General features: G+C 60.4%; 18 protein-coding genes. All 18 read left to right on the plus strand.

Features of this window, described 5'->3' with window-relative positions; translation table 11 throughout:
- The first annotated feature begins 7 nt into the window (after positions 1-7).
- The 18 genes from uppS (at position 8) to ispD (ending at position 22,056) form a co-directional block, all read left to right on the plus strand.
- The gene (gene uppS, locus QMK50_RS19375; protein ID WP_095166791.1) at positions 8-763 is read left to right on the plus strand and encodes a polyprenyl diphosphate synthase; all 756 of its coding nucleotides are present in this window, start codon (positions 8-10) and stop codon (positions 761-763) included.
- Complete coding sequence (locus tag QMK50_RS19380) at positions 763-1,569, plus strand: phosphatidate cytidylyltransferase (RefSeq protein WP_095166793.1); 807 nt, start codon at positions 763-765, stop codon at positions 1,567-1,569. The genes uppS and QMK50_RS19380 overlap by 1 nt, the downstream gene beginning before the upstream one ends.
- Positions 1,566-2,756 carry a 1-deoxy-D-xylulose-5-phosphate reductoisomerase gene (gene ispC / locus QMK50_RS19385; RefSeq protein ID WP_159994035.1) on the plus strand — a complete coding sequence of 397 codons (1,191 nt, stop codon included), beginning with the start codon at positions 1,566-1,568 and terminating at the stop codon, positions 2,754-2,756. Before QMK50_RS19380 ends, ispC begins: the two co-directional genes overlap by 4 nt.
- A 54-nt stretch (positions 2,757-2,810) precedes the next feature.
- Positions 2,811-4,163 (plus strand): sigma E protease regulator RseP, encoded by a 1,353-nt coding sequence (rseP, locus tag QMK50_RS19390; RefSeq protein ID WP_095166797.1) that lies wholly within the window; start codon positions 2,811-2,813, stop codon positions 4,161-4,163.
- Positions 4,164-4,235: 72 nt separating this feature from the next.
- Complete coding sequence (gene bamA, locus QMK50_RS19395; protein WP_320333746.1) at positions 4,236-6,623, plus strand: outer membrane protein assembly factor BamA; 2,388 nt, start codon at positions 4,236-4,238, stop codon at positions 6,621-6,623.
- A gap of 45 nt (positions 6,624-6,668) precedes the next feature.
- Positions 6,669-7,172: an OmpH family outer membrane protein gene (locus QMK50_RS19400; RefSeq protein WP_095166801.1), complete on the plus strand. Its 504-nt coding sequence runs from the start codon at positions 6,669-6,671 to the stop codon at positions 7,170-7,172.
- 3 nt (positions 7,173-7,175) lie between these two features.
- The gene (gene lpxD / locus QMK50_RS19405; protein ID WP_095166803.1) at positions 7,176-8,231 is read left to right on the plus strand and encodes a UDP-3-O-(3-hydroxymyristoyl)glucosamine N-acyltransferase; all 1,056 of its coding nucleotides are present in this window, start codon (positions 7,176-7,178) and stop codon (positions 8,229-8,231) included.
- A 108-nt stretch (positions 8,232-8,339) separates the two neighbouring features.
- Positions 8,340-8,780 carry a 3-hydroxyacyl-ACP dehydratase FabZ gene (gene fabZ / locus QMK50_RS19410; protein WP_027619040.1) on the plus strand — a complete coding sequence of 147 codons (441 nt, stop codon included), beginning with the start codon at positions 8,340-8,342 and terminating at the stop codon, positions 8,778-8,780.
- Positions 8,777-9,553: an acyl-ACP--UDP-N-acetylglucosamine O-acyltransferase gene (gene lpxA, locus QMK50_RS19415; protein ID WP_095166805.1), complete on the plus strand. Its 777-nt coding sequence runs from the start codon at positions 8,777-8,779 to the stop codon at positions 9,551-9,553. The genes fabZ and lpxA overlap by 4 nt, the downstream gene beginning before the upstream one ends.
- 2 nt (positions 9,554-9,555) lie before the next feature.
- On the plus strand, positions 9,556-10,686 hold the full coding sequence (lpxB, locus tag QMK50_RS19420) for a lipid-A-disaccharide synthase (RefSeq protein WP_320333747.1): 1,131 nt from the start codon (positions 9,556-9,558) through the stop codon (positions 10,684-10,686).
- 11 nt (positions 10,687-10,697) lie between these two features.
- On the plus strand, positions 10,698-11,324 hold the full coding sequence (gene rnhB, locus QMK50_RS19425; RefSeq protein WP_095166810.1) for a ribonuclease HII: 627 nt from the start codon (positions 10,698-10,700) through the stop codon (positions 11,322-11,324).
- 73 nt (positions 11,325-11,397) lie between these two features.
- Positions 11,398-14,919, plus strand: a complete 3,522-nt coding sequence (gene dnaE / locus QMK50_RS19430; protein ID WP_095166812.1) for a DNA polymerase III subunit alpha — start codon at positions 11,398-11,400, stop codon at positions 14,917-14,919.
- Positions 14,920-15,059: 140 nt separating this feature from the next.
- On the plus strand, positions 15,060-16,007 hold the full coding sequence (locus tag QMK50_RS19435) for an acetyl-CoA carboxylase carboxyltransferase subunit alpha (RefSeq protein ID WP_095166814.1): 948 nt from the start codon (positions 15,060-15,062) through the stop codon (positions 16,005-16,007).
- 126 nt (positions 16,008-16,133) lie between these two features.
- A complete protein-coding gene (gene tilS / locus QMK50_RS19440; RefSeq protein ID WP_320333748.1) occupies positions 16,134-17,459 on the plus strand; it encodes a tRNA lysidine(34) synthetase TilS in 1,326 nt (441 codons plus the stop codon).
- 274 nt (positions 17,460-17,733) lie between these two features.
- Positions 17,734-19,365 (plus strand): CTP synthase, encoded by a 1,632-nt coding sequence (locus tag QMK50_RS19445; protein WP_095166818.1) that lies wholly within the window; start codon positions 17,734-17,736, stop codon positions 19,363-19,365.
- A gap of 242 nt (positions 19,366-19,607) precedes the next feature.
- Positions 19,608-20,897: a phosphopyruvate hydratase gene (gene eno, locus QMK50_RS19450; protein WP_095166820.1), complete on the plus strand. Its 1,290-nt coding sequence runs from the start codon at positions 19,608-19,610 to the stop codon at positions 20,895-20,897.
- A 170-nt stretch (positions 20,898-21,067) separates the two neighbouring features.
- Positions 21,068-21,346 (plus strand): cell division protein FtsB, encoded by a 279-nt coding sequence (ftsB, locus tag QMK50_RS19455; protein WP_027619031.1) that lies wholly within the window; start codon positions 21,068-21,070, stop codon positions 21,344-21,346.
- Complete coding sequence (gene ispD, locus QMK50_RS19460; protein WP_320333749.1) at positions 21,343-22,056, plus strand: 2-C-methyl-D-erythritol 4-phosphate cytidylyltransferase; 714 nt, start codon at positions 21,343-21,345, stop codon at positions 22,054-22,056. Before ftsB ends, ispD begins: the two co-directional genes overlap by 4 nt.
- Positions 22,057-22,128 lie beyond the last annotated feature (72 nt).

Genomic DNA, 22,128 nt, shown 5'->3' on the forward strand with positions numbered 1-22,128 from the left:
CGCTTTCATGGAAAAGACCAAGCAGCCTGCGCTGTCCACGGTGCCGCGACATGTCGCGATCATCATGGACGGCAATAATCGCTGGGCAAAAAAACGTTTCTTGCCCGGCGTTGCCGGGCACAAGGCGGGCGTCGATGCTGTGCGCGCCGTAATCGAGGTGTGCGCGGAATCGGGGGTGGAAGTCCTGACCCTGTTCGCGTTTTCCAGTGAAAACTGGCAGCGCCCGGCCGATGAAGTCAGTGCCTTGATGGACCTGTTCTTCAAGGCGTTGCGTCGTGAGGCCAAACGCCTCAACGATAACAACATTTCCTTGCGCATCATTGGTGATCGCTCGCGCTTTCATCCGGAGCTTCAGGCAGCCATGCGTGAAGCCGAGGCGATGACGGCCGGGGCCAATCGTTTTGTCCTGCAAATCGCCGCCAACTATGGCGGTCAGTGGGACATTGCCCAGGCTGCGCAGCGTCTGGCGCGAGAAGTTCAGGCCGGCCACCTGCGGCCGGACGACATCACCCCGGATTTGCTGCAGACCTGCCTGTCCACAGGCGACCTGCCGTTGCCGGACCTGTGTATTCGCACCGGTGGCGAGCATCGCATCAGCAACTTCCTGTTGTGGCAGATGGCCTATTCCGAGTTGTACTTCTCCGACCTGTTCTGGCCGGACTTCAAACACGAAGCCATGCGTACTGCACTGGCCGATTTCGCTTCTCGCCAACGTCGCTTCGGTAAAACGAGCGAACAGGTCGAAGCTGGAGCCCGGGTTTAATGCTTAAACAACGAATCATCACGGCACTGATCCTGCTGCCAATCGCCCTGTGCGGGTTTTTCCTGCTCGAAGGTTCCGCTTTTGCGCTGTTCATCGGCCTGGTGGTAACCCTGGGCGCCTGGGAATGGGCGCGCCTGGCGGGCTTCGAGGCGCAGTCGATGCGTGTCGCCTACGGGGCCGTGGTAGCCGCGATGCTGCTGGTCCTGCATTTGGTGCCCGGGCTTGCGCCTTGGGTGTTGGGCGCAGCCGTGCTGTGGTGGGGCGTGGCGACCTTCCTGGTGCTGACCTACCCCAAGACCAGCGAGCATTGGGCGAGTGCCGCCTGCAAGCTGGTGATCGGCCTGCTGATCCTGTTGCCGGCCTGGCAAGGCCTGGTGCTGATCAAACAATACCCGCTGGGCAACTGGCTGATCATGGCGGTCATGGTGCTGGTCTGGGGCGCGGACATCGGCGCTTACTTCTCCGGCCGGGCCTTCGGCAAGCGCAAGCTGGCGCCGCTGGTCAGTCCTGGCAAGAGCTGGGAAGGGGTGTATGGCGGCCTGCTGTTGAGCCTGGTGATTACCCTGGTCGTCGGCCTGGTACGCGACTGGAGCGTGGGCCAGTTGCTCATGGGCCTGATCGGCGCGGCTATCATCGTGTTCATCTCGGTGGTTGGCGACCTGACCGAAAGCATGTTCAAGCGTCAGGCCGGGATCAAGGACAGCAGTAACCTGCTGCCGGGTCACGGTGGGGTGCTGGATCGAATCGACAGCCTGACTGCCGCAATCCCCTTGTTCGCCGTGTTGTTGTGGATGGCCGCACCGTGAGCCGGCCACAACAGATCACCGTCCTCGGTGCGACCGGCTCCATAGGCCTGAGTACCCTGGACGTCATCGCTCGCCACCCGGAGCGTTACCAGGTTTTTGCCTTGAGCGGCTTCTCGCGCCTTAGTGAGTTGCTGGCCTTGTGCATCCGTCACGTGCCGCGTTTTGCCGTGGTCCCGCAACCTGAAGCGGCGCGGCGTCTGCAGGACGATCTACGGGCTGCTGGCCTGCCGACCCGTGTGCTGGTGGGGGAGGAGGGGTTGTGCCAGGTGGCTGCCGATCCCGAAGTGGATGCGGTGATGGCGGCGATAGTCGGTGCGGCAGGACTGCGCCCGACCCTGGCGGCAGTGGAAGCTGGCAAGAAGATCCTGCTGGCCAACAAGGAGGCGCTGGTGATGTCCGGCGCCTTGTTCATGCAGGCGGTGCACAAGAGCGGTTCGGTATTGTTGCCGATCGACAGTGAGCACAATGCGATCTTCCAGTGCATGCCTACGGATTTTTCCCGCGGGCTGGGCAATGTCGGGGTGCGGCGGATTCTGCTGACTGCATCGGGTGGCCCGTTCCGCCAGACCGCCCTGGCCGAGCTGGCACATGTCACGCCGGATCAAGCCTGCGCCCATCCCAACTGGTCGATGGGGCGCAAGATTTCGGTCGATTCGGCGAGCATGATGAACAAGGGCCTGGAGTTGATCGAGGCCTGCTGGCTGTTCGATGCCAAGCCCTCACAGGTCGAAGTGGTGATCCACCCGCAGAGCGTGATTCACTCGCTGGTCGACTACGTGGACGGTTCAGTGCTGGCCCAGTTGGGCAACCCGGACATGCGCACACCCATCGCCAATGCGCTGGCCTGGCCTGAGCGGATTGACTCCGGTGTGGCGCCGCTTGATCTGTTTGCTATCGCGCGCCTGGATTTCCAGGCACCCGACGAAGAGCGTTTCCCGTGCCTGCGCCTGGCACGCCAGGCGGCCGAGGCGGGTAACAGCGCGCCGGCCATGTTGAATGCGGCCAACGAAGTGGCGGTTGCCGCCTTTCTGGATGGGCGTGTCCGCTACCTGGAGATCGCGAGTATCATCGAGGAAGTATTGAACCTTGAGCCGGTGGTGGCTGTGGCGGATCTCGAGGCAGTGTTTACGGCGGACGCGAAAGCGCGTGTACTGGCGCAGCGTTGGTTGAGCCGCCACGGGCGATAGGTGTTGCGGCAGGTTTGCCGGCGCCAGCGCTGAATAGGATTGCGGAGAAAGTAGATGAGCGCGCTCTATATGATTGTCGGCACCCTGGTAGCCCTGGGTGTGCTGGTCACCTTCCATGAATTCGGCCACTTCTGGGTCGCGCGTCGTTGTGGCGTCAAGGTCCTGCGTTTTTCCGTAGGCTTCGGCATGCCGTTGATACGCTGGCACGATCGCCAGGGCACTGAATTTGTGATTGCCGCCATCCCGCTGGGTGGCTACGTGAAAATGCTCGATGAGCGTGAAGGCGACGTGCCGGCTGATCAATTGGAGCAATCCTTCAATCGCAAGTCGGTTCGCCAGCGTATCGCTATCGTTGCTGCCGGCCCTATTGCCAACTTCCTGCTGGCCCTGGTGTTCTTCTGGGTCCTGGCCATGCTCGGTACCGAGCAGGTGCGCCCGGTGATTGGCGCAGTTGAAATCGGCAGTATCGCCGCCAAGGCCGGCTTGAGCCCGGGCCAGGAAATCGTCGCCGTCGATGGTGAGGCCACTTCCGGTTGGGCCGCCGTCAATCTGCAACTGGTGCGCCGCCTGGGTGAGAGTGGTGCGGTGCAGTTGTTGGTGCGCGAGGAGGGCTCCACTGCCGATACCCCCCGTGAACTGATTCTGGACAAGTGGCTCAAGGGCGCCGATGAGCCTGATCCGATTCGCTCCCTCGGCATTCGTCCATGGCGTCCGGCCTTGCCGCCGGTCCTGGCTGAGCTCGATCCCAAGGGGCCGGCCCAGGCGGCAGGCCTGAAAACCGGCGACCGGCTGTTGAAGCTCGATGGCCAGGCGCTGACGGATTGGCAGCAAGTGGTTGATTGGGTGCGTGTACGTCCTGAAACCAAAATTGTGCTGCAGGTCGAGCGCGACGGTGCTCAAATCGACGTCCCTGTGACCCTGGCGGTCCGAGGTGACGGCAAGGCCGCCACCGGTTACCTGGGGGCGGGGGTGAAAGCTGTCGATTGGCCACCAACGATGATTCGTGAGGTCAGCTTCGGTCCTGTAGCGGCCATTGGCGAAGGGGCGCGGCGCACCTGGACCATGAGTGTGCTGACCCTCGATTCGCTGAAGAAAATGTTGTTCGGCGAGCTCTCGGTAAAAAACTTGAGTGGACCGATAACCATTGCTAAAGTGGCGGGCGCTTCTGCCCAGTCGGGCGTCGCTGATTTCCTGAATTTCCTTGCTTATCTGAGTATTAGCCTGGGGGTTCTGAATTTGTTGCCCATTCCTGTACTGGATGGGGGGCATTTGTTGTTTTATCTGATCGAGTGGGCGCGTGGTCGTCCCTTGTCGGATCGGGTGCAAGGTTGGGGGATACAGATCGGTATCAGTTTGGTGGTCGGGGTGATGTTGCTTGCCTTGGTCAACGATCTGGGTCGACTGTAACGCTTCGCTGAATTGCGAATCTGCCGCATTTTGCGGCAGTTTTTATTGCCAGTTGGAATAAGAAAGGACTTCATGAAACGTCTGCTGCTAACTGCGGTTCTCACCGTATTGATGATCGCCGAAGTTCACGCCGAGTCCTTCACTATCTCCGATATTCGCGTCAACGGCCTCCAGCGGGTTTCCGCCGGTAGCGTCTTTGGTGCCTTGCCGTTGAACGTCGGTGAGCAGGCGGATGATCGTCGCCTGGTCGAATCCACTCGTGCGCTGTTCAAAACCGGTTTCTTCCAGGACATCCAGTTGGGTCGCGACGGCAACGTCCTGGTCATCACGGTGGTCGAGCGTCCTTCCGTCGCCAGTATCGAGATCGAAGGCAACAAGGCGATCTCCACTGAAGACCTGATGAAGGGCCTCAAGCAATCCGGTCTGGCTGAAGGCGAAATCTTCCAGCGCGCAACCCTCGAAGGCGTGCGTAACGAACTGCAGCGCCAGTACGTGGCTCAAGGCCGCTACTCGGCCACCGTTGATACCGAAGTGGTCCCCCAGCCGCGCAACCGCGTAGGCCTGAAGGTCAACATCAACGAAGGCACCGTTGCCGCTATCCAGCACATCAACGTGGTGGGCAACACGGTTTTCCCCGACGACGACCTGATCGACCTGTTCGAACTCAAGACCACCAACTGGTTGTCGTTCTTCAAGAACGATGACAAATACGCCCGTGAAAAACTCTCCGGTGACCTCGAGCGCCTGCGCTCCTACTACCTGGACCGCGGCTATATCAACATGGATATCGCTTCGACCCAGGTGTCCATCACCCCGGACAAGAAGCACGTCTACATTACCGTCAACGTCAACGAAGGCCAGAAGTACAACGTTCGTGACGTGAAGCTCAGTGGCGACCTGAAAGTGCCTGAAGACCAGGTCAAGGCGCTGTTGCTGGTGCAGAAAGGCCAGGTGTTCTCGCGCAAGCTGATGACCACCACCTCCGAACTGATCACCCGTCGCCTGGGTAACGAGGGCTACACCTTCGCCAACGTCAACGGCGTGCCTCAGCCGCACGACGAAGACCACACGGTCGATATCACCTTCGTGGTCGATCCGGGCAAACGTGCCTACGTGAACCGTATCAACTTCCGTGGCAACACCAAGTCCGAAGACGAAGTGCTGCGTCGTGAAATGCGCCAGATGGAAGGTGGCTGGGCTTCGACCTACTTGATCGACCAGTCCAAGACCCGCCTGGAGCGCCTGGGCTTCTTCAAGGAAGTCAACGTCGAGACGCCGGCCGTGCCGGGTGTCGATGACCAGGTAGACGTCAACTACAGCGTTGAAGAACAAGCATCCGGTTCCATCACTGCCAGCGTCGGTTTTGCCCAGAGCGCCGGCCTGATCCTCGGTGGTTCGATCACCCAGAACAACTTCCTGGGTACCGGTAACAAGGTCAGCATCGGTTTGACCCGCAGTGAATACCAGAGCCGCTACAACTTCGGCTACGTGGACCCCTACTGGACAGCCGATGGCGTGAGCCTGGGTTACAACGCGTTCTACCGCACCACTGACTACGATGAGCTCGATACCGACGTTTCCAGCTACGCCGTGGACAGCCTGGGTGCCGGTGTCAGCGTGGGTTACCCGATCAGCGAGACTTCGCGCCTGACCTTTGGTCTGAACGCACAGCAAGACAAGATCAAGACCGGCCAGTACACCGTCGACGAGATCTTCGACTTCGTTAACCGTGAAGGCGACCAGTACCTGAACTTCAAGGCTTCGGCCGGTTGGTCCGAGTCGACCCTGAACAAAGGCGTATTGGCCACCCGTGGTCACTCCCAGAGCGTGACCCTGGAAACCACGGTGCCGGGCAGCGACCTGTCGTTCTTCAAGCTCGACTACCGTGGCCAGTTGTTCCAGCCATTGACCGATAACTACACCGTGCGCCTGCATACCGAGTTGGGCTACGGTGACGGCTACGGCTCGACCGATGGCTTGCCATTCTACGAAAACTACTATGCTGGTGGTTTCAACTCGGTTCGTGGCTTCAAGGACAGTACCTTGGGTCCTCGCAGTACCCCGAGTCGTGGTGTTAAGGAAACGGGGAACCAAGGTACGGTTGCCGACCCGGACAACGATCCGCTGCCGTTTGGTGGTAACGTCCTGATCCAGGGTGGTGCCGAGCTGCTGTTCCCGCTGCCATTCGTCAAGGATCAACGTTCGCTACGTACTTCCGTGTTCTGGGATGTCGGTAACGTATTCGACTCCAAGTGCGAGCAGACCATCAACAGCAATGGTTCTAAGTCCCAAACACAGTGCAACGACGTCAGCCTCAGCAACCTGGCCAGCTCCGTGGGTATTGGCGTGACCTGGGTTACCGCATTGGGTCCTTTGAGCTTTGCTCTGGCCATGCCGGTGAAAGAACCGGATAACGCTGAAACCCAAGTGTTCCAATTTTCCCTCGGTCAGACGTTCTAAGCGTCTGCCCCAAGACAACGACAATGGATTTTGTAGGAGTGCATCGTGCGTAAGTTGACTCAATTGGTTCTCCTGGCAACTGTCCTGGTAGCGACCCCGGCATTTGCCGACATGAAAATCGCGGTACTGAACTACCAGATGGCGCTGCTGGAATCCGACGCGGCGAAGAAGTACGCAGTGGACGCCGAGAAGAAGTTCGGCCCACAACTGAGCAAGCTCAAGACCCTGGAAAGCAGTGCCAAAGGCATCCAGGATCGTCTGGTCAGCGGTGGCGACAAAATGGCCCAGGGCGAGCGTGAGCGTCTGGAGCTTGAATTCAAGCAAAAGGCCCGCGACTTCCAGTTCCAGTCCAAGGAATTGAACGAAGCCAAGGCCGTTGCCGACCGTGAAATGCTCAAGCAGCTCAAGCCGAAACTGGACAGCGCTGTGGAAGAAGTCATCAAGAAAGGTGCTTTTGACCTGGTCTTCGAGCGTGGCGCAGTGATTGATGTCAAGCCGCAATACGACATCACCCGCCAGGTTATCGAGCGCATGAATCAGCTGAAGTAATCCATGACAGCGACTAAAACCCTCGGCCAATTGGCCGAGTTCCTGGGCGCCACATTGTGTGGTGACCCAGAGAAGACAATTACTGGGCTAGCCACTTTACAAGAGGCTGGCCCAGCTCAGTTGAGCTTTCTGGCAAACCCCCAATACCGTAAATACCTGGCCGACAGCCATGCCGCAGCCGTGTTGCTGAAGGCCGCTGACGCCGAAGGTTTTGCCGGTGATGCGCTGGTGGTGCCGGATCCTTACGCGGCGTACGCGCGGGTGTCCCACCTGTTCGATCCCAAGCCCAAGGCGGCTGCCGGTATCCATCCGACGGCAGTCATCGCGGCGGACGCGGTGGTTGACCCGGCGGCGAGCATCGGTGCGTTTGCGGTGATCGAGAGCGGTGCCCGGATTGCTGCCGGTGTCACGGTCGGCGCCCATTGCTTCATCGGTGCCCGTAGCGAGATCGGTGAAGGTGGCTGGTTGGCCCCGCGAGTGACGCTGTACCACGACGTGCGCATTGGCAAGCGGGTGGTCATTCAGTCCGGTGCGGTGCTCGGCGGTGAAGGGTTTGGTTTCGCCAACGAAAAGGGCATCTGGCAGAAAATTGCCCAGGTCGGTGGGGTGCTGGTCGGTGATGACGTGGAGATTGGCGTGAATACCGCTATCGACCGTGGCGCCTTGGCTGACACCATCCTCGGCAATGGGGTGAAGCTGGACAACCAGATTCAGATCGCGCACAACGTGCAGGTCGGTGATCACACCGCCATGGCAGCGTGCGTAGGCATTTCCGGCAGCACCAAGATCGGCAAGCATTGCATGCTGGCCGGCGGTGTAGGGCTGGTGGGGCACATCGAGATCTGCGACAACGTATTCCTGACCGGAATGACCATGGTTACCCACTCGATTACCGAGCCGGGCGCCTATTCTTCCGGTACGGCCATGCAGCCGGCCGCCGAGTGGCGCAAAAGCGCGGCACGCATCCGTCAGCTCGATGACATCGCGCGACGCCTGCGCCAGCTGGAAAAGCAGGTAGGTGAAGTGACCCCTGGTGGTAATGCTTCATCAGATGGCTGATACCATTTCCATATCAAGCGTGCACAGCCGTTAGACTGCCTCCTTGATTTGCTAGAGGAGCGTGCATCAGTCGCGCGTTCCCAATCTTTACATAGGCTTCCCCCCGAAATGATGGACATCAACGAGATTCGCGAATACCTGCCTCACCGTTACCCGTTCCTGCTCGTGGACCGCGTAGTGGACCTCAATGTTGAGGAAAAGCGCATTCGTGCCTACAAGAATGTCAGCATCAACGAGCCGTTCTTCAACGGTCACTTCCCCGCGCATCCAATCATGCCGGGCGTATTGATCATCGAAGCGATGGCCCAGGCTGCCGGAATCCTTGGTTTCAAAATGCTCGACGTCAAGCCTGCCGATGGCACGCTTTACTACTTTGTCGGCTCCGACAAGCTACGCTTCCGTCAGCCGGTCAAGCCGGGCGATCAGTTGATCCTCGAAGCCACCTTCATCAGCTGCAAGCGCAAGATCTGGAAGTTTGAATGCCAGGCTTCGGTGGATGGCAAGCCCGTGTGCTCGGCCGAGATCATCTGTGCGGAACAAAAAGTATGAGTTTGATTGACCCTCGCGCAATCATCGATCCGACAGCCGTACTGGCTGAGGGCGTTGAGGTCGGCCCTTGGTCGATCGTCGGCGCAGGTGTGGAAATCGGCGAGGGAACAGTGATCGGCCCGCACGTGGTGCTCAAGGGGCCGACCCGGATTGGCAAGCACAACCGCATCTATCAGTTCTCCTCGATCGGTGAGGACACCCCTGACCTGAAGTACAAGGGGGAAGAGACGCGGCTGGTGATCGGTGACCACAACGTTATCCGTGAAGGGGTGACGATTCACCGTGGGACCATCCAGGACCGCTCGGAAACCACCCTGGGCGATCACAACCTGATCATGGCCTATGCCCACATCGGCCACGACAGCGTCATCGGCAACCACTGCATCCTGGTCAACAACACCGCGTTGGCCGGGCATGTACACGTGGCCGACTGGGCGATCCTCTCCGGATTCACCCTGGTTCATCAGTATTGCCACATTGGTGCCCACAGCTTCTCCGGCATGGGCACGGCCATCGGCAAGGATGTGCCGGCCTATGTCACGGTGTTCGGCAACCCGGCCGAAGCGCGCAGCATGAACTTCGAGGGCATGCGCCGTCGTGGGTTCAGCGAAGAAGCTATCCATGCCCTGCGTCGCGCCTACAAAGTGGTCTACCGCCAGGGCTTGACCGTGGAGCAGGCATTGGCTGAGCTGGTCGAGCCTTCGGCGCAGTTTCCGGAAGTTGCAGTGTTCCGTGACTCGATCCAGTCTTCGACCCGCGGCATCACCCGCTAACCATGGCTAATCTGCGTATAGCGCTGGTGGCGGGCGAAGCTTCCGGCGACATCCTGGGCGCGGGCTTGATGCGTGCGCTCAAGGCTCGCCACCCAGCGGTCGAGTTCATCGGTGTCGGTGGCCCGCTCATGCAGGCTGAAGGCCTGACGTCCTATTTTCCCATGGAGCGCTTGTCGGTCATGGGGTTGGTGGAAGTCCTGGGGCGCTTGCGTGAACTGTTGGCTCGGCGCAAGAAGCTGATCAAGACCTTGATCGCCGAAAAGCCAGACGTGTTTATCGGCATCGATGCGCCAGATTTCACCCTCAATATCGAACTCAAGCTGCGCCAGGCCGGGATCAAGACCGTGCACTACGTCAGCCCTTCGGTCTGGGCCTGGCGGCAGAAGCGTGTGCTGAAAATCCGCGAAGGCTGCGACTTGATGCTCACGCTGCTGCCGTTCGAAGCCCGGTTCTACGAAGAGAAAGGCGTGCCGGTGCGGTTTGTCGGCCACACCCTGGCCGATGCCATTCCGCTGGAAGCCGACCGCGCCGCAGCGCGCGCCGAGCTGGGCCTGCCGGACGGCCCTCTGGTCGCCCTGATGCCGGGCAGCCGGGGCGGTGAAGTCGGGCGCCTGGGCAGCTTGTTCCTCGATGCCGCCCAGCGGTTGCGGGCCATGCGCCCCGGGGTGCGGTTTGTCATCCCGTGTGCCAACCCTGAGCGGCGGGTGCAGCTCGAAGAGCTGCTGGCTGGCCGTGATTTGCCGGTCACCCTGCTGGACGGGCGCTCGCACCTGGCGCTGGCCGCCTGCGACGCGGTCCTGATCGCCTCGGGGACTGCGACGCTGGAGGCTTTGTTGTACAAGCGGCCGATGGTCGTGGCCTATCGCCTGGCGCCACTGACCTACTGGATTCTCAAGCGCATGGTGAAAAGCCCCTACATCTCCTTGCCGAACTTGCTGGCCCAGCGTCTGCTGGTGCCCGAGTTGCTGCAGGACGATGCGACGCCCGAGGCGTTGGCGCTGACCCTGTCGCCGCTGATCGATGGCGGCGAAGAGCAAACCATCGGTTTTGACCAGATCCACCGGACCCTGCGCCGCGATGCCTCGAACCAGGCTGCTGACGCGGTCCTCAATTTGATCGGCGCACCACAATGACTACGGTAAAGATGCAAATGGGCCTGGATTTCAACCTTGTCGCGGATGCGCAAGCGCTGGTCGCCGGAGTCGATGAAGTAGGGCGCGGTCCACTCTGTGGCGCGGTGGTGACGGCGGCGGTGATCCTCGATCCGCTGCGCCCGATCCTCGGCCTCAATGACTCGAAGAAGCTCACTGAAGCTCGCCGCGAAAAGCTCTACGACGAAATCTGTGAAAAAGCCCTGAGCTGGTGTATCGCTCGCGCTGAAATCGAAGAAATCGACGAGTTGAACATTCTCCATGCCACCATGCTGGCGATGCAGCGCGCCGTCGAAGGCCTGCACATCCAGCCAAAACTGGCGATGATCGACGGTAACCGCTGCCCCAAGCTGGCCATGCCGGCGGAAGCGGTGGTCAAGGGCGATAGCAAGGTCCCGGCGATTGCCGCGGCGTCGATCCTGGCCAAAGTCAGCCGCGACCGCGAAATGGCCGCCTTTGAATTGATTTACCCGGGGTATGGCATCGGCGGCCACAAAGGTTATCCGACTCCAGTGCACCTGGAAGCCCTGGCGCGCCTGGGCCCGACCCCGATTCACCGGCGTTCGTTCGCGCCGGTGCGGCAGGCTTACGAGGCTCGCGAAGGGCTGCTTGAGCGCTAGTCCAAGCTGATGTTTTTGCCAAGGCCCGGTACAATCCGGGCCTTGTTGTCTCCACGTTATTAGCAGGATCACTATGCCGGCTTCATTCGTTCACCTACGCCTGCACACTGAATACTCCCTGGTCGACGGTCTGGTGCGGATCAAGCCGCTGGTCAAGACCCTGGTCGGCATGAACATGCCGGCCGTAGCGGTCACCGACCAGAACAACATGTGTTCCCTGGTCAAGTTCTACAAAAACTCCATGGGTGCGGGGATCAAGCCGATCTGCGGCGCCGACCTGTGGTTGTCGAACAAGGACCCGGACAACGCGTTGAGCCGGATCAGCTTCCTGGCGATGAATGCGGTCGGTTATCGCAATCTCACCGAGCTGATTTCCCGCGGCTTCATCGATGGCCAGCGCAATGGCCAGGTCATCATCGAGCGCGAATGGGTGGCAGAGGCCAACGAAGGCTTGATCATGCTCTCGGCAGCCAAGGAGGGCGAGATCGGCATGGCCCTGCTCGGCGGCAACCCGGACGAAGCCGAAACCCTGGCTCGCGAGTGGATGGCGGTGTTCCCGGACCGTTTTTACCTGGAAATCCAGCGTACCAACCGTCCCAACGATGAAGAGCAACTGCACGCAGCCGTGGCCCTGGCCGACAAGATTGGCGCGCCGCTGGTGGCTACCAACGACGTGCGATTCATCAAGCAGGAAGACTTCGCCGCCCACGAAACCCGGGTGTGCATCGGTGAAGGCCGGGCACTCGACGATCCCCGGCGCTCGAAGAACTACAGCGACCAGCAATACCTCAAGAGTGCTGAGGAAATGCTTGAGCTGTTCAGCGACTTGCCCGATGCCGTGCAGAACACGGTCGAGATCGCCAAGCGCTGCAATATCGATGTAAAACTGGGCAAGCACTTCCTGCCCAACTTCCCGATTCCCGATGGCATGACCATCGACGAGTATTTCCGCAAGGTGTCCTTCGACGGGCTTGAAGAGCGCTTGAGCGTGCTGCTGCCCAAGGACACCACCGAGGACTACGAGGCCAAGCGCCAGGTCTACGTCGACCGGCTGAATTTCGAGCTGGATATCATTATCCAGATGGGGTTCCCCGGTTACTTCCTGATCGTGATGGACTTTATCCAGTGGGCCAAGAGCAACGGGGTTCCGGTGGGGCCGGGCCGGGGGTCGGGTGCCGGCTCGCTGGTGGCCTATGTACAGAAAATCACCGACCTCGACCCGCTGGAATACGACCTGCTGTTCGAACGTTTCCTCAACCCGGAACGGGTCTCCATGCCCGACTTCGACGTCGACTTCTGCATGGACGGTCGTGACCGGGTCATCGAGTACGTGGCCGAGAAATACGGGCGCAACGCGGTTAGCCAGATCATCACCTTCGGTTCCATGGCCGCCAAGGCGGTGGTGCGCGACGTGGCGCGGGTCCAGGGCAAGTCCTACGGCCTGGCGGATCGCCTGTCGAAGATGATTCCCTTCGAAGTCGGCATGACCCTGGAAAAAGCCTACGAGCAGGAAGAGATCCTGCGCGACTTCATCAAGGTCGATGAAGAGGCGGCGGAAATCTGGGAGATGGCGCGCAAACTCGAAGGTGTTGTGCGTAACGTCGGCAAGCACGCCGGTGGTGTGGTGATCGCACCCACCAAGCTGACCGACTTCTCGCCGATCTATTGCGATGAAGAGGGTGGCGGCCTGGTCACCCAGTTCGACAAGGATGACGTCGAGGCGGCCGGCCTGGTGAAGTTCGACTTCCTCGGTCTGCGGACCCTGACGATCATCGACTGGGCGCTGAAAACCATCAACCGCGACCGTGCCAAGGTCGATGAGCCGCCGCTGGATATCGCCTTTATCCCGCTGGACGACAAGCCGACCTACAGCTTGCTGCAAAAGGCCGAGACCACCGCGGTGTTCCAGCTCGAGTCGCGCGGCATGAAGGAGCTGATCAAAAAGCTCAAGCCCGACTGCCTGGAAGACTTGATCGCACTGGTGGCGCTGTTCCGTCCCGGCCCGTTGCAATCGGGCATGGTAGACGACTTTATCAACCGTAAGCACGGTCGCGCCGAGCTGGCGTACCCGCACTCCGACTACCAGTACGAGGGCCTCAAGCCCGTACTGGCACCGACCTACGGCATCATCCTGTATCAAGAACAGGTGATGCAGATCGCCCAGGTCATGGCCGGCTACACCCTCGGCGGTGCGGACATGCTGCGTCGGGCTATGGGTAAGAAAAAACCCGAAGAGATGGCCAAGCAACGTGGCGGTTTCATCGAAGGTTGCGCCACCAACAATATCGACGCTGACCTTGCGGGTAACATCTTCGATCTGGTGGAGAAATTCGCCGGTTACGGCTTCAACAAATCCCACTCCGCTGCCTACGGCCTGGTGTCTTACCAGACGGCCTGGCTGAAAGCCCACTACCCGGCGCCGTTCATGGCCGCGGTACTCTCGGCAGATATGCACAACACCGACAAGGTCGTGACCTTGATCGAGGAAGTGCGGACCATGAAGCTGCGTCTCGACGCGCCGGACGTGAATACTTCGGAGTTCAAGTTCACGGTGAACGAGGAGGGCCGGATCATCTACGGCCTGGGCGCGATCAAGGGCGTGGGCGAAGGGCCGGTCGAGGCGATTACCGAGGCGCGTCAGGATGGGCCGTTCCAGGACCTGTTCGATTTCTGCGCGCGGGTCGACCTCAAGCGAATCAACAAGCGCACCCTCGACGGCCTGATCCGCAGCGGCGCGCTGGACCGCCTGGGTCCGTACTTCTTTGATGAGACCAAAGCCTACCAAGCCAACATCGACCGTAACCGCGCGGTGCTGCTGACGGCCATGGAAGAGGCGATCAAGGCGGCGGAGCAGACGGCGCGGACCCACGACAGCGGGCACGCCGACCTCTTCGGCGGACTGTTTGTCGAAGAAGACGCGGACGTCTACGCCAATCACCGCAAAGCCAAGGAGCTGACGCTCAAGGAACGCCTGAAAGGTGAAAAAGACACCCTGGGGCTGTACCTGACCGGTCACCCGATTGACGAATATGAAGGTGAAATCCGCCGTTTTGCCCGCCAGCGCATCATCGACCTGAAGCCGGCTCGCGACACCCAGACTGTCGCCGGCATGATCATCGCCCTGCGGGTGATGAAGAACAAAAAGGGCGACAAGATGGGCTTTATCACCCTCGACGACCGTTCGGGTCGGATCGAGGCGTCGCTGTTCGCCGAGGCGTTCCATTCCGCGCAATCGCTGCTGCAAACCGACGCGATGGTGGTGGTCGAGGGCGAAGTCAGCAATGACGACTTCTCCGGTGGCCTGCGGCTACGGGTCAAGCGGGTGATGAGCATGGAAGATGCGCGCACCAACCTGGCCGAAAGCCTGCGCCTGAAGGTGCAGACCCAGGACCTCAAGGGCGATCAGTTGCGCTGGCTGGGGGAGTTGTTCAAGCGTCATCGTGGCGCCTGCCCCATCACCATGGAGTACACCAGCCCCGATGCGAAGGCCTTGCTGCAATTTGGCGAGACCTGGCGAATCGATCCGGCAGACAGCTTGATTCAAGCCCTGCGTGACCAGTTCGGGCGAGACAACGTCTTCCTCCAATACCGTTGACGGTCAGGGGCCCTTGAAGCGCCCTGGCCATGACCCGAATTTTTAATCTCGACCTGAACGCGCCTGTCCCTTAAGGTAGGGCGCGAATAGACAACCGGCCGACCCAAGCTCACTTGGACGTCGACCCAAGACGGACGCCTATGAACCCGAATTTTCTAGATTTCGAACAGCCGATCGCCGACCTGCAAGCCAAGATCGAAGAGTTGCGCTTGGTCGGTAATGACAATTCGCTGAATATCGGCGATGAGATCTCGCGCCTGCAGGACAAGAGCAGCACGCTGACCGAAGACATCTTCGGCAAGCTGACCAGCTGGCAGATCGCTCGTCTGGCGCGTCATCCGCGTCGTCCCTACACCCTGGACTACATCCAGCACATCTTCACCGAGTTCGATGAACTGCACGGCGACCGTCACTTCTCCGATGACGCGGCGATTGTTGGCGGTGTAGCCCGTCTGGACGACCAGCCAGTAATGGTGATCGGTCACCAGAAAGGCCGTGAAGTGCGCGAGAAGGTTCGCCGCAACTTCGGCATGCCGCGCCCGGAAGGCTACCGCAAGGCGTGCCGCCTGATGGAAATGGCTGAGCGCTTCAAAATGCCGATCCTGACCTTCATCGACACGCCGGGCGCCTACCCGGGGATCGACGCCGAAGAGCGCAACCAGAGCGAGGCCATTGCCTGGAACCTGCGGGTCATGTCCCGCCTGAAAACCCCAATCATCGCCACCGTGATCGGTGAGGGTGGTTCCGGTGGTGCACTGGCCATTGGTGTCTGCGATCAGTTGAACATGCTGCAGTATTCGACCTACGCGGTGATCTCGCCGGAAGGGTGTGCCTCGATCCTGTGGAAAACCGCGGAAAAGGCCCCGGATGCTGCCGAAGCGATGGGCATCACCGCCGAGCGCCTCAAGGGCCTGGGTATCGTCGATAAAGTGATCGGCGAGCCATTGGGCGGCGCCCACCGTGATCCAGCCGCTGCGGCTGCCTCGATCCGTGGCGAACTGGTCGCGCAACTGCAGATGCTCAAGAAATTCGACAACGACGCGCTGCTGGCCCGTCGTTACGAGCGCCTGATGAGCTACGGTCTGTGATCTGACGCGAGATCATTGTAGGGGCGAGCCTGCTCGCGATGACGGAGCTACAGTCAACCTCAGTGTTGGCTGGCTTTTTTCGCGAGCAGGCTCGCTCCCACCTTTGATGTGTGCGAAGTGATCGTTATGCGCCAGCTCACGGATCTATCTGCAAGACTGCTGTTGAACCTGACCCCCTGGCGCAACGCACCGACCTGGCGTATCGCCTTCTCCGGTGGCCTTGACTCCACCGTGCTGCTGCACCTCCTGGCGCAACTGGCTCAAAGCCAGGACCTGCCAAAACTCCACGCTGTCCACGTGCATCACGGCCTGCAGGCTGCGGCTGATGCATGGCCGCAGCATTGTCAGGCCGTGTGTGACGAGTTGGACGTGCCGCTGGCGGTGATTCGGGTGCAGGTCCAGGCGGGTGCCAGCCTGGAGCGAGCCGCCCGCGAGGCGCGTTATGCCGCCTTTATCCAGGTGACTGAGGCCGGTGAGCTGTTGCTGACGGCCCAGCACCGCGACGATCAGGCTGAGACCCTGATGTTTCGTCTGTTAAGGGGCGCGGGGGTCAGGGGCTTGTCGGCAATGCCGGGCCATCGTGCCTTGGGACGCGGGAGTCTGGTGCGGCCGTTGTTGGATGTGCCACGGGCCGAGCTTGAGGCGTACGCCCGGGCGCATCAGTTGCGCTGGGTCGAGGACCCCTCGAACGGCGACCAGCAGTTTTCCCGCAATTACCTGCGCCAGCAGGTTTTCCCCGTGCTCAGTTGCCGCTGGCCCCAGGCTGCCGCCACCCTGGCCCGCAGTGCCGGCCATCTGCGCGAGGCTCAGGGCTTGCTTGATGAGTTGGCCCAGATGGACCTGGCCCAGGCTGCCACTGCCCATGAATTTGCCTGGCTGGGGCAACCGTCGCTGGACCTGGCGGTGCTGGCCGGGCTGTCCGCGGCTCGCCAGCGCAACGCCTTGGGGCATTGGTTGGCAACGCTGACTCGGCTGCCAGACACTGACCATTGGTCGGGTTGGGACAGCCTGCGGAATGCCGCGGCGGATGCCCGGCCGATCTGGCGCCTGGCAGATGGCGAGCTGCATCGGGCCAATGGGCGAGTCTGGTGGTTGTCCGGCGCGGGGCTGCCCGCGCTCACGGGTACAGTGCCCTGGGCTGATCCATCAGTTGAACTGGCACTGCCCGGCAATGGCCGGCTCAGCCTGGCGGGTGAAGCCCCGCAAGGCCTGCTCAGCGTGCGCTACCGCCAGGGCGGGGAAATCATGCAGTTGCCCGGTCGTGGCCACCGTGACCTCAAGCGCTTGCTCAATGAGCGTCAGGTGCCGTTGTTTGCCCGTGGCAGATTGCCGCTGCTGTACTGCGATGAGCAACTGATCGCCGTGGCCAACCTGCCCGGGCTGGACGTCAGTGCGGGGGCAAACCTGGTTTTACGATGGCAGCCAGTAATCAACGATCAAGGTTTGAGCTGAAAGGGGCTTTCCGGTAGACTACGCTCCCTTCTTGATACAACTTCTGTGGATTCGCCTGAATTGCAGGAGTTGCCGATTACCAAGCAGTCTTTGCTGGGCGATTCCAAAAAATGTGTAGCGAGCAACCTACTGGTGATTCATCTACCGGTCTGTCCCAACGCGGCGGTTTTTTTGAAAGATGCACTGTAATTAATGCAGGTGATCGGGGGCTTCGGCCTTCCTTCGCTTTCCCCGGCGGCACTGACCGCTTTAACGCAGACTTCTAGGGTTTTTCATGACGCGCTACATATTCGTCACGGGCGGTGTTGTTTCTTCATTGGGGAAAGGCATTGCATCGGCATCATTGGCGGCCATCCTGGAGGCGCGGGGACTTAAGGTCACCATGCTCAAGCTGGACCCGTACATCAACGTCGACCCGGGCACCATGAGCCCGTTCCAGCACGGTGAAGTGTTCGTCACTCACGACGGCGCCGAGACCGACCTGGACCTGGGCCACTACGAGCGGTTCATCCGCACGACCATGACCCAGAACAACAACTTCACCACTGGCCGTGTCTACGAGCACGTGCTGCGCAAAGAGCGCCGTGGTGATTACCTGGGTGCAACCATCCAGGTGATTCCGCACATCACCGACGAAATCAAGCGCCGCATCATCAAGGGTGCTGGCGACGCTGACGTGGCGATGGTCGAGATCGGTGGCACCGTGGGTGACATCGAGTCGCAACCGTTCCTGGAAGCCATCCGTCAATTGCGTTTCGAAGTCGGCGCCAAGCGCGCGATGCTGATGCACCTGACGCTGGTACCGTACATCGCCACCGCAGGCGAAACCAAGACCAAGCCAACCCAGCATTCGGTCAAGGAACTGCGTTCCATCGGCCTGCAGCCGGACGTGCTGGTCTGCCGTTCCGATCACCCGATCGACCTGTCTTCGCGTCGCAAGATCGCGCAGTTCACCAACGTTGAAGAACGTGCGGTGATTGCCCTGGAAGACGCCGACACCATCTACAAGATCCCGGGCATCCTGCACTCCCAGGGCCTGGATGATTTTGTCGTCGAGCGTTTTGGCCTGCAATGCGATAGCGCCGACCTGTCCGAGTGGGAAGCGGTGGTCGATGCCAAGCTGAACCCGGAACACGAAGTCACCATCGCCATGGTCGGCAAGTACATGGAGTTGCTGGACGCGTACAAGTCGCTGATCGAAGCGATGAGCCACGCCGGCATCAGCAACCGGACCAAGGTCAACCTGCGCTACATCGACTCCGAAGACATCGAGAACCAGGGCACTGCGCTGCTCGAAGGTGTCGATGCGATCCTGGTACCAGGCGGTTTTGGCCTGCGTGGCGTGGAAGGCAAGATCACCGCCGTGCAGTACGCTCGCGAAAACAAAGTGCCGTACCTGGGTATCTGCCTGGGCATGCAAGTGGCGGTCATCGAGTTCGCCCGTAACGTGCTGGGTTGGAAAGACGCCAACTCCACCGAGTTCGATCGCGCCAGCGGTCACCCGGTCGTGGGCCTGATCACCGAGTGGGAAGATGCCACCGGCGCTGTTGAAACCCGCACCGAGTCCTCCGATCTGGGCGGCACCATGCGTCTGGGTGCCCAGGACTGCCTGCTGGAAGCAGGCTCGCTGGTTCACGATTGCTATGCCAAGGACGTGATCGTCGAGCGTCATCGTCATCGCTATGAAGTGAACAACAATCTGCTGCCACAGCTGATCGAAGCCGGCCTGAAAATCTCCGGTCGTTCCGGCGATGGCGCCCTGGTTGAAGTGGTTGAAGCACCGGATCATCCATGGTTCGTCGCTTGCCAGTTCCACCCGGAGTTCACCTCGACTCCGCGTGACGGCCACCCGCTGTTCAGCGGTTTCGTCAAGGCAGCATTGACTCAGCACCAGAAAAAAGCCTGACGCGCCAAGGCGTGAATTCGCGATGTGACCCATGGGCTGCCAAGGCCCGTGGGTTGCCGCGATTACGCCGCTGGCCGTTGCTGGATGATTGGCTGAAAGTTTTCCAACGCAGAAGCTGCGTTACCTGGGCTTCTGTGTCTTGTTGGCGCTGGATTGTCAGCGTCGACAAACAGTAATGTGACCCACAAGTTATAAATCGATCGGTATACAGCGTTTTCGTCAACTTTGGAGTGTTTACAACAATGGCAAAAATCGTCGACATCAAAGGTCGTGAAGTTCTCGACTCCCGTGGCAACCCCACCGTCGAAGCGGACGTGCTTCTCGATAACGGCATCATCGGCAGCGCTTGCGCGCCGTCCGGTGCTTCCACTGGCTCGCGTGAAGCGCTCGAGCTGCGTGATGGCGACAAGAGCCGTTACCTGGGCAAAGGTGTGCTCAAGGCCGTAGCCAACATCAATGGCCCGATTCGCACCGCCCTGCTGGGTAAAGACCCGGTTGACCAGAAAGCCCTCGACCGCATCATGATCGAGCTCGACGGTACCGAGAACAAAGGCAGCCTGGGCGCCAACGCGATCCTCGCCGTCTCCCTGGCTGCGGCCAAGGCAGCAGCCCACGATCAGGATCTGCCGCTGTACGCCCACATCGCTAACCTGAACGGTACCCCGGGTGTCTACTCGATGCCGGTGCCGATGATGAACATCATCAACGGTGGCGAGCACGCTGATAACAACGTCGACATCCAGGAATTCATGGTGCAGCCGGTTGGCGCCAAGTCTTTCTCGGAAGGCCTGCGCATGGGCACCGAGATTTTCCATCACCTCAAGGCTGTACTGAAGGCCCGTGGCCTGAGCACTGCAGTGGGTGACGAAGGTGGTTTCGCGCCAAACCTGGCTTCCAACGAAGACGCTTTGAAAGTCATCTCCGAAGCCGTAGCCAACGCCGGTTACACCCTGGGCACCGACGTGACCCTGGCACTGGACTGCGCGGCGAGCGAATTCTACGAAGACGGCAAGTACAACCTGTCCGGCGAAGGCCAGGTGTTCACCGCTGAAGGTTTCGCTGACTACCTCAAAGGCCTGACCGAGCGTTATCCGATCATCTCGATCGAAGACGGCTTGGACGAGTCCGACTGGGCTGGCTGGAAGATCCTCACCGACAAGATCGGCGAGAAGACCCAACTGGTGGGCGACGACCTGTTCGTGACCAACACCAAGATCCTGAAAGAAGGCATCGATAAAAAGATCGCCAACTCGATCCTGATCAAGTTCAACCAGATCGGCACCCTGACCGAGACCCTGGAAGCGATCCAGATGGCCAAGGCCGCTGGCTACACTGCCGTGATCTCGCACCGCTCCGGCGAAACCGAAGATTCGACCATTGCCGACCTGGCTGTGGGCACTTCGGCAGGCCAGATCAAGACCGGTTCGCTGTGCCGTTCCGACCGCGTTTCCAAGTACAACCAACTGCTGCGTATCGAAGAGCAATTGGGTGGCAAAGCCAAGTACAACGGCCGCAGCGAATTCCGCGGCTAAGCTTGGTGGAGTAAAAAGACACCGGATTGTGTCGAAAAAATCGCATTAGCGGGTTTTTTGCCACTAGTCTGATGCCTTAGAGTACGAGCCTGGTTCTTCCAGGCTTCGTGCTATCAGACGCTTCAAAGTGTTGGCATGGCTGTTTTTTTTCAGTGGATACCTGATATTCGATGCGCAGTCCCTATTGGTTGTTTCTTGTCTTGCTCTTGCTCCTGGGGGGGTTGCAGTACCGCCTGTGGGTGGGAAACGGCAGCCTGGCACAGGTGGCCGACCTGACTCAGCAAATTGCCGATCAGCAGGCTGAAAACCAGACGCTGCTGGAGCGCAACCGGGTGATGGACGCCGAAGTGATGGAGCTGAAAAAAGGCATGGAGACCGTTGAAGAGCGGGCTCGCCATGAGTTGGGCATGGTCAAGGACGGTGAAACCCTTTACCAGCTGGCTCAATGATGAATAGCTTGCCGGCCTTCTGGGCCGTGATTCCTGCCGCGGGTGTCGGTGCCCGTATGGCAGCCGACCGTCCCAAGCAGTATCTGCAATTGGGCGGACGCACAATTCTTGAACACAGCCTTGGCTGTTTCCTTGATCACCCGGCCTTGAAGGGGTTGGTGGTCAGTCTGGCGATCGATGATCCTTATTGGCCGAACCTGGCCTGCGCTGCCGACCCGCGCATTCAGCGGGTGGACGGTGGCGAAGAGCGTTCGGGGTCGGTACTCAATGCCTTGTTGCACCTGCATGCGCAGGGGGCTGGCGATGAGGATTGGGTGTTGGTCCATGATGCGGCACGGCCGAACCTGACTCGTGATGATCTCGACAAGCTGCTGTCCCAGCTGGCGGATGATCCGGTGGGTGGGCTGCTGGCCGTGCCGGCGCGTGACACCCTCAAGCGGGCGGACAAACACGGCCGGGTGCTTGAGACCGTTGACCGGAGTTTGATCTGGCAGGCGTATACGCCGCAGATGTTTCGCCTGGGGGCCCTGCATCGGGCGTTGGCCGATAGTCTGGTGGCGGATGTCACGATCACTGACGAGGCTTCGGCGATGGAGTGGTCGGGGCAGGCGCCGCGCTTGATCGAAGGGCGGGCGGATAACCTCAAGGTGACGCGGCCTGAGGATCTTGAGTGGTTGCGGTTGCGTTGGGGGCAGCGCGGGGCTCTGTAGAGGTTGGTGGTCATACCCGTTGCGGTGCTAACTCCTACTTAAGGTTTCACCCTCACGTACGGCCCATCGCTC

Source organism: Pseudomonas sp. P5_152 (genome assembly GCF_033989915.1).
Taxonomy (GTDB): domain Bacteria; phylum Pseudomonadota; class Gammaproteobacteria; order Pseudomonadales; family Pseudomonadaceae; genus Aquipseudomonas.

Excerpts from the sequence above, each read along its gene's own strand:
- uppS (WP_095166791.1), top strand. The coding sequence starts at position 8 with ATGGAAAAGACCAAGCAGCCTGCGCTGTCCACGGTGCCGCGACATGTC.
- QMK50_RS19380 (WP_095166793.1), top strand. The coding sequence starts at position 763 with ATGCTTAAACAACGAATCATCACGGCACTGATCCTGCTGCCAATCGCC.
- rseP (WP_095166797.1), top strand. The coding sequence starts at position 2,811 with ATGAGCGCGCTCTATATGATTGTCGGCACCCTGGTAGCCCTGGGTGTG.
- bamA (WP_320333746.1), top strand. The coding sequence starts at position 4,236 with ATGAAACGTCTGCTGCTAACTGCGGTTCTCACCGTATTGATGATCGCC.
- lpxD (WP_095166803.1), top strand. The coding sequence starts at position 7,176 with ATGACAGCGACTAAAACCCTCGGCCAATTGGCCGAGTTCCTGGGCGCC.
- fabZ (WP_027619040.1), top strand. The coding sequence starts at position 8,340 with ATGATGGACATCAACGAGATTCGCGAATACCTGCCTCACCGTTACCCG.
- lpxA (WP_095166805.1), top strand. The coding sequence starts at position 8,777 with ATGAGTTTGATTGACCCTCGCGCAATCATCGATCCGACAGCCGTACTG.
- lpxB (WP_320333747.1), top strand. The coding sequence starts at position 9,556 with ATGGCTAATCTGCGTATAGCGCTGGTGGCGGGCGAAGCTTCCGGCGAC.
- rnhB (WP_095166810.1), top strand. The coding sequence starts at position 10,698 with ATGCAAATGGGCCTGGATTTCAACCTTGTCGCGGATGCGCAAGCGCTG.
- dnaE (WP_095166812.1), top strand. The coding sequence starts at position 11,398 with ATGCCGGCTTCATTCGTTCACCTACGCCTGCACACTGAATACTCCCTG.
- QMK50_RS19435 (WP_095166814.1), top strand. The coding sequence starts at position 15,060 with ATGAACCCGAATTTTCTAGATTTCGAACAGCCGATCGCCGACCTGCAA.
- tilS (WP_320333748.1), top strand. The coding sequence starts at position 16,134 with ATGCGCCAGCTCACGGATCTATCTGCAAGACTGCTGTTGAACCTGACC.
- QMK50_RS19445 (WP_095166818.1), top strand. The coding sequence starts at position 17,734 with ATGACGCGCTACATATTCGTCACGGGCGGTGTTGTTTCTTCATTGGGG.
- eno (WP_095166820.1), top strand. The coding sequence starts at position 19,608 with ATGGCAAAAATCGTCGACATCAAAGGTCGTGAAGTTCTCGACTCCCGT.
- ftsB (WP_027619031.1), top strand. The coding sequence starts at position 21,068 with ATGCGCAGTCCCTATTGGTTGTTTCTTGTCTTGCTCTTGCTCCTGGGG.
- ispD (WP_320333749.1), top strand. The coding sequence starts at position 21,343 with ATGATGAATAGCTTGCCGGCCTTCTGGGCCGTGATTCCTGCCGCGGGT.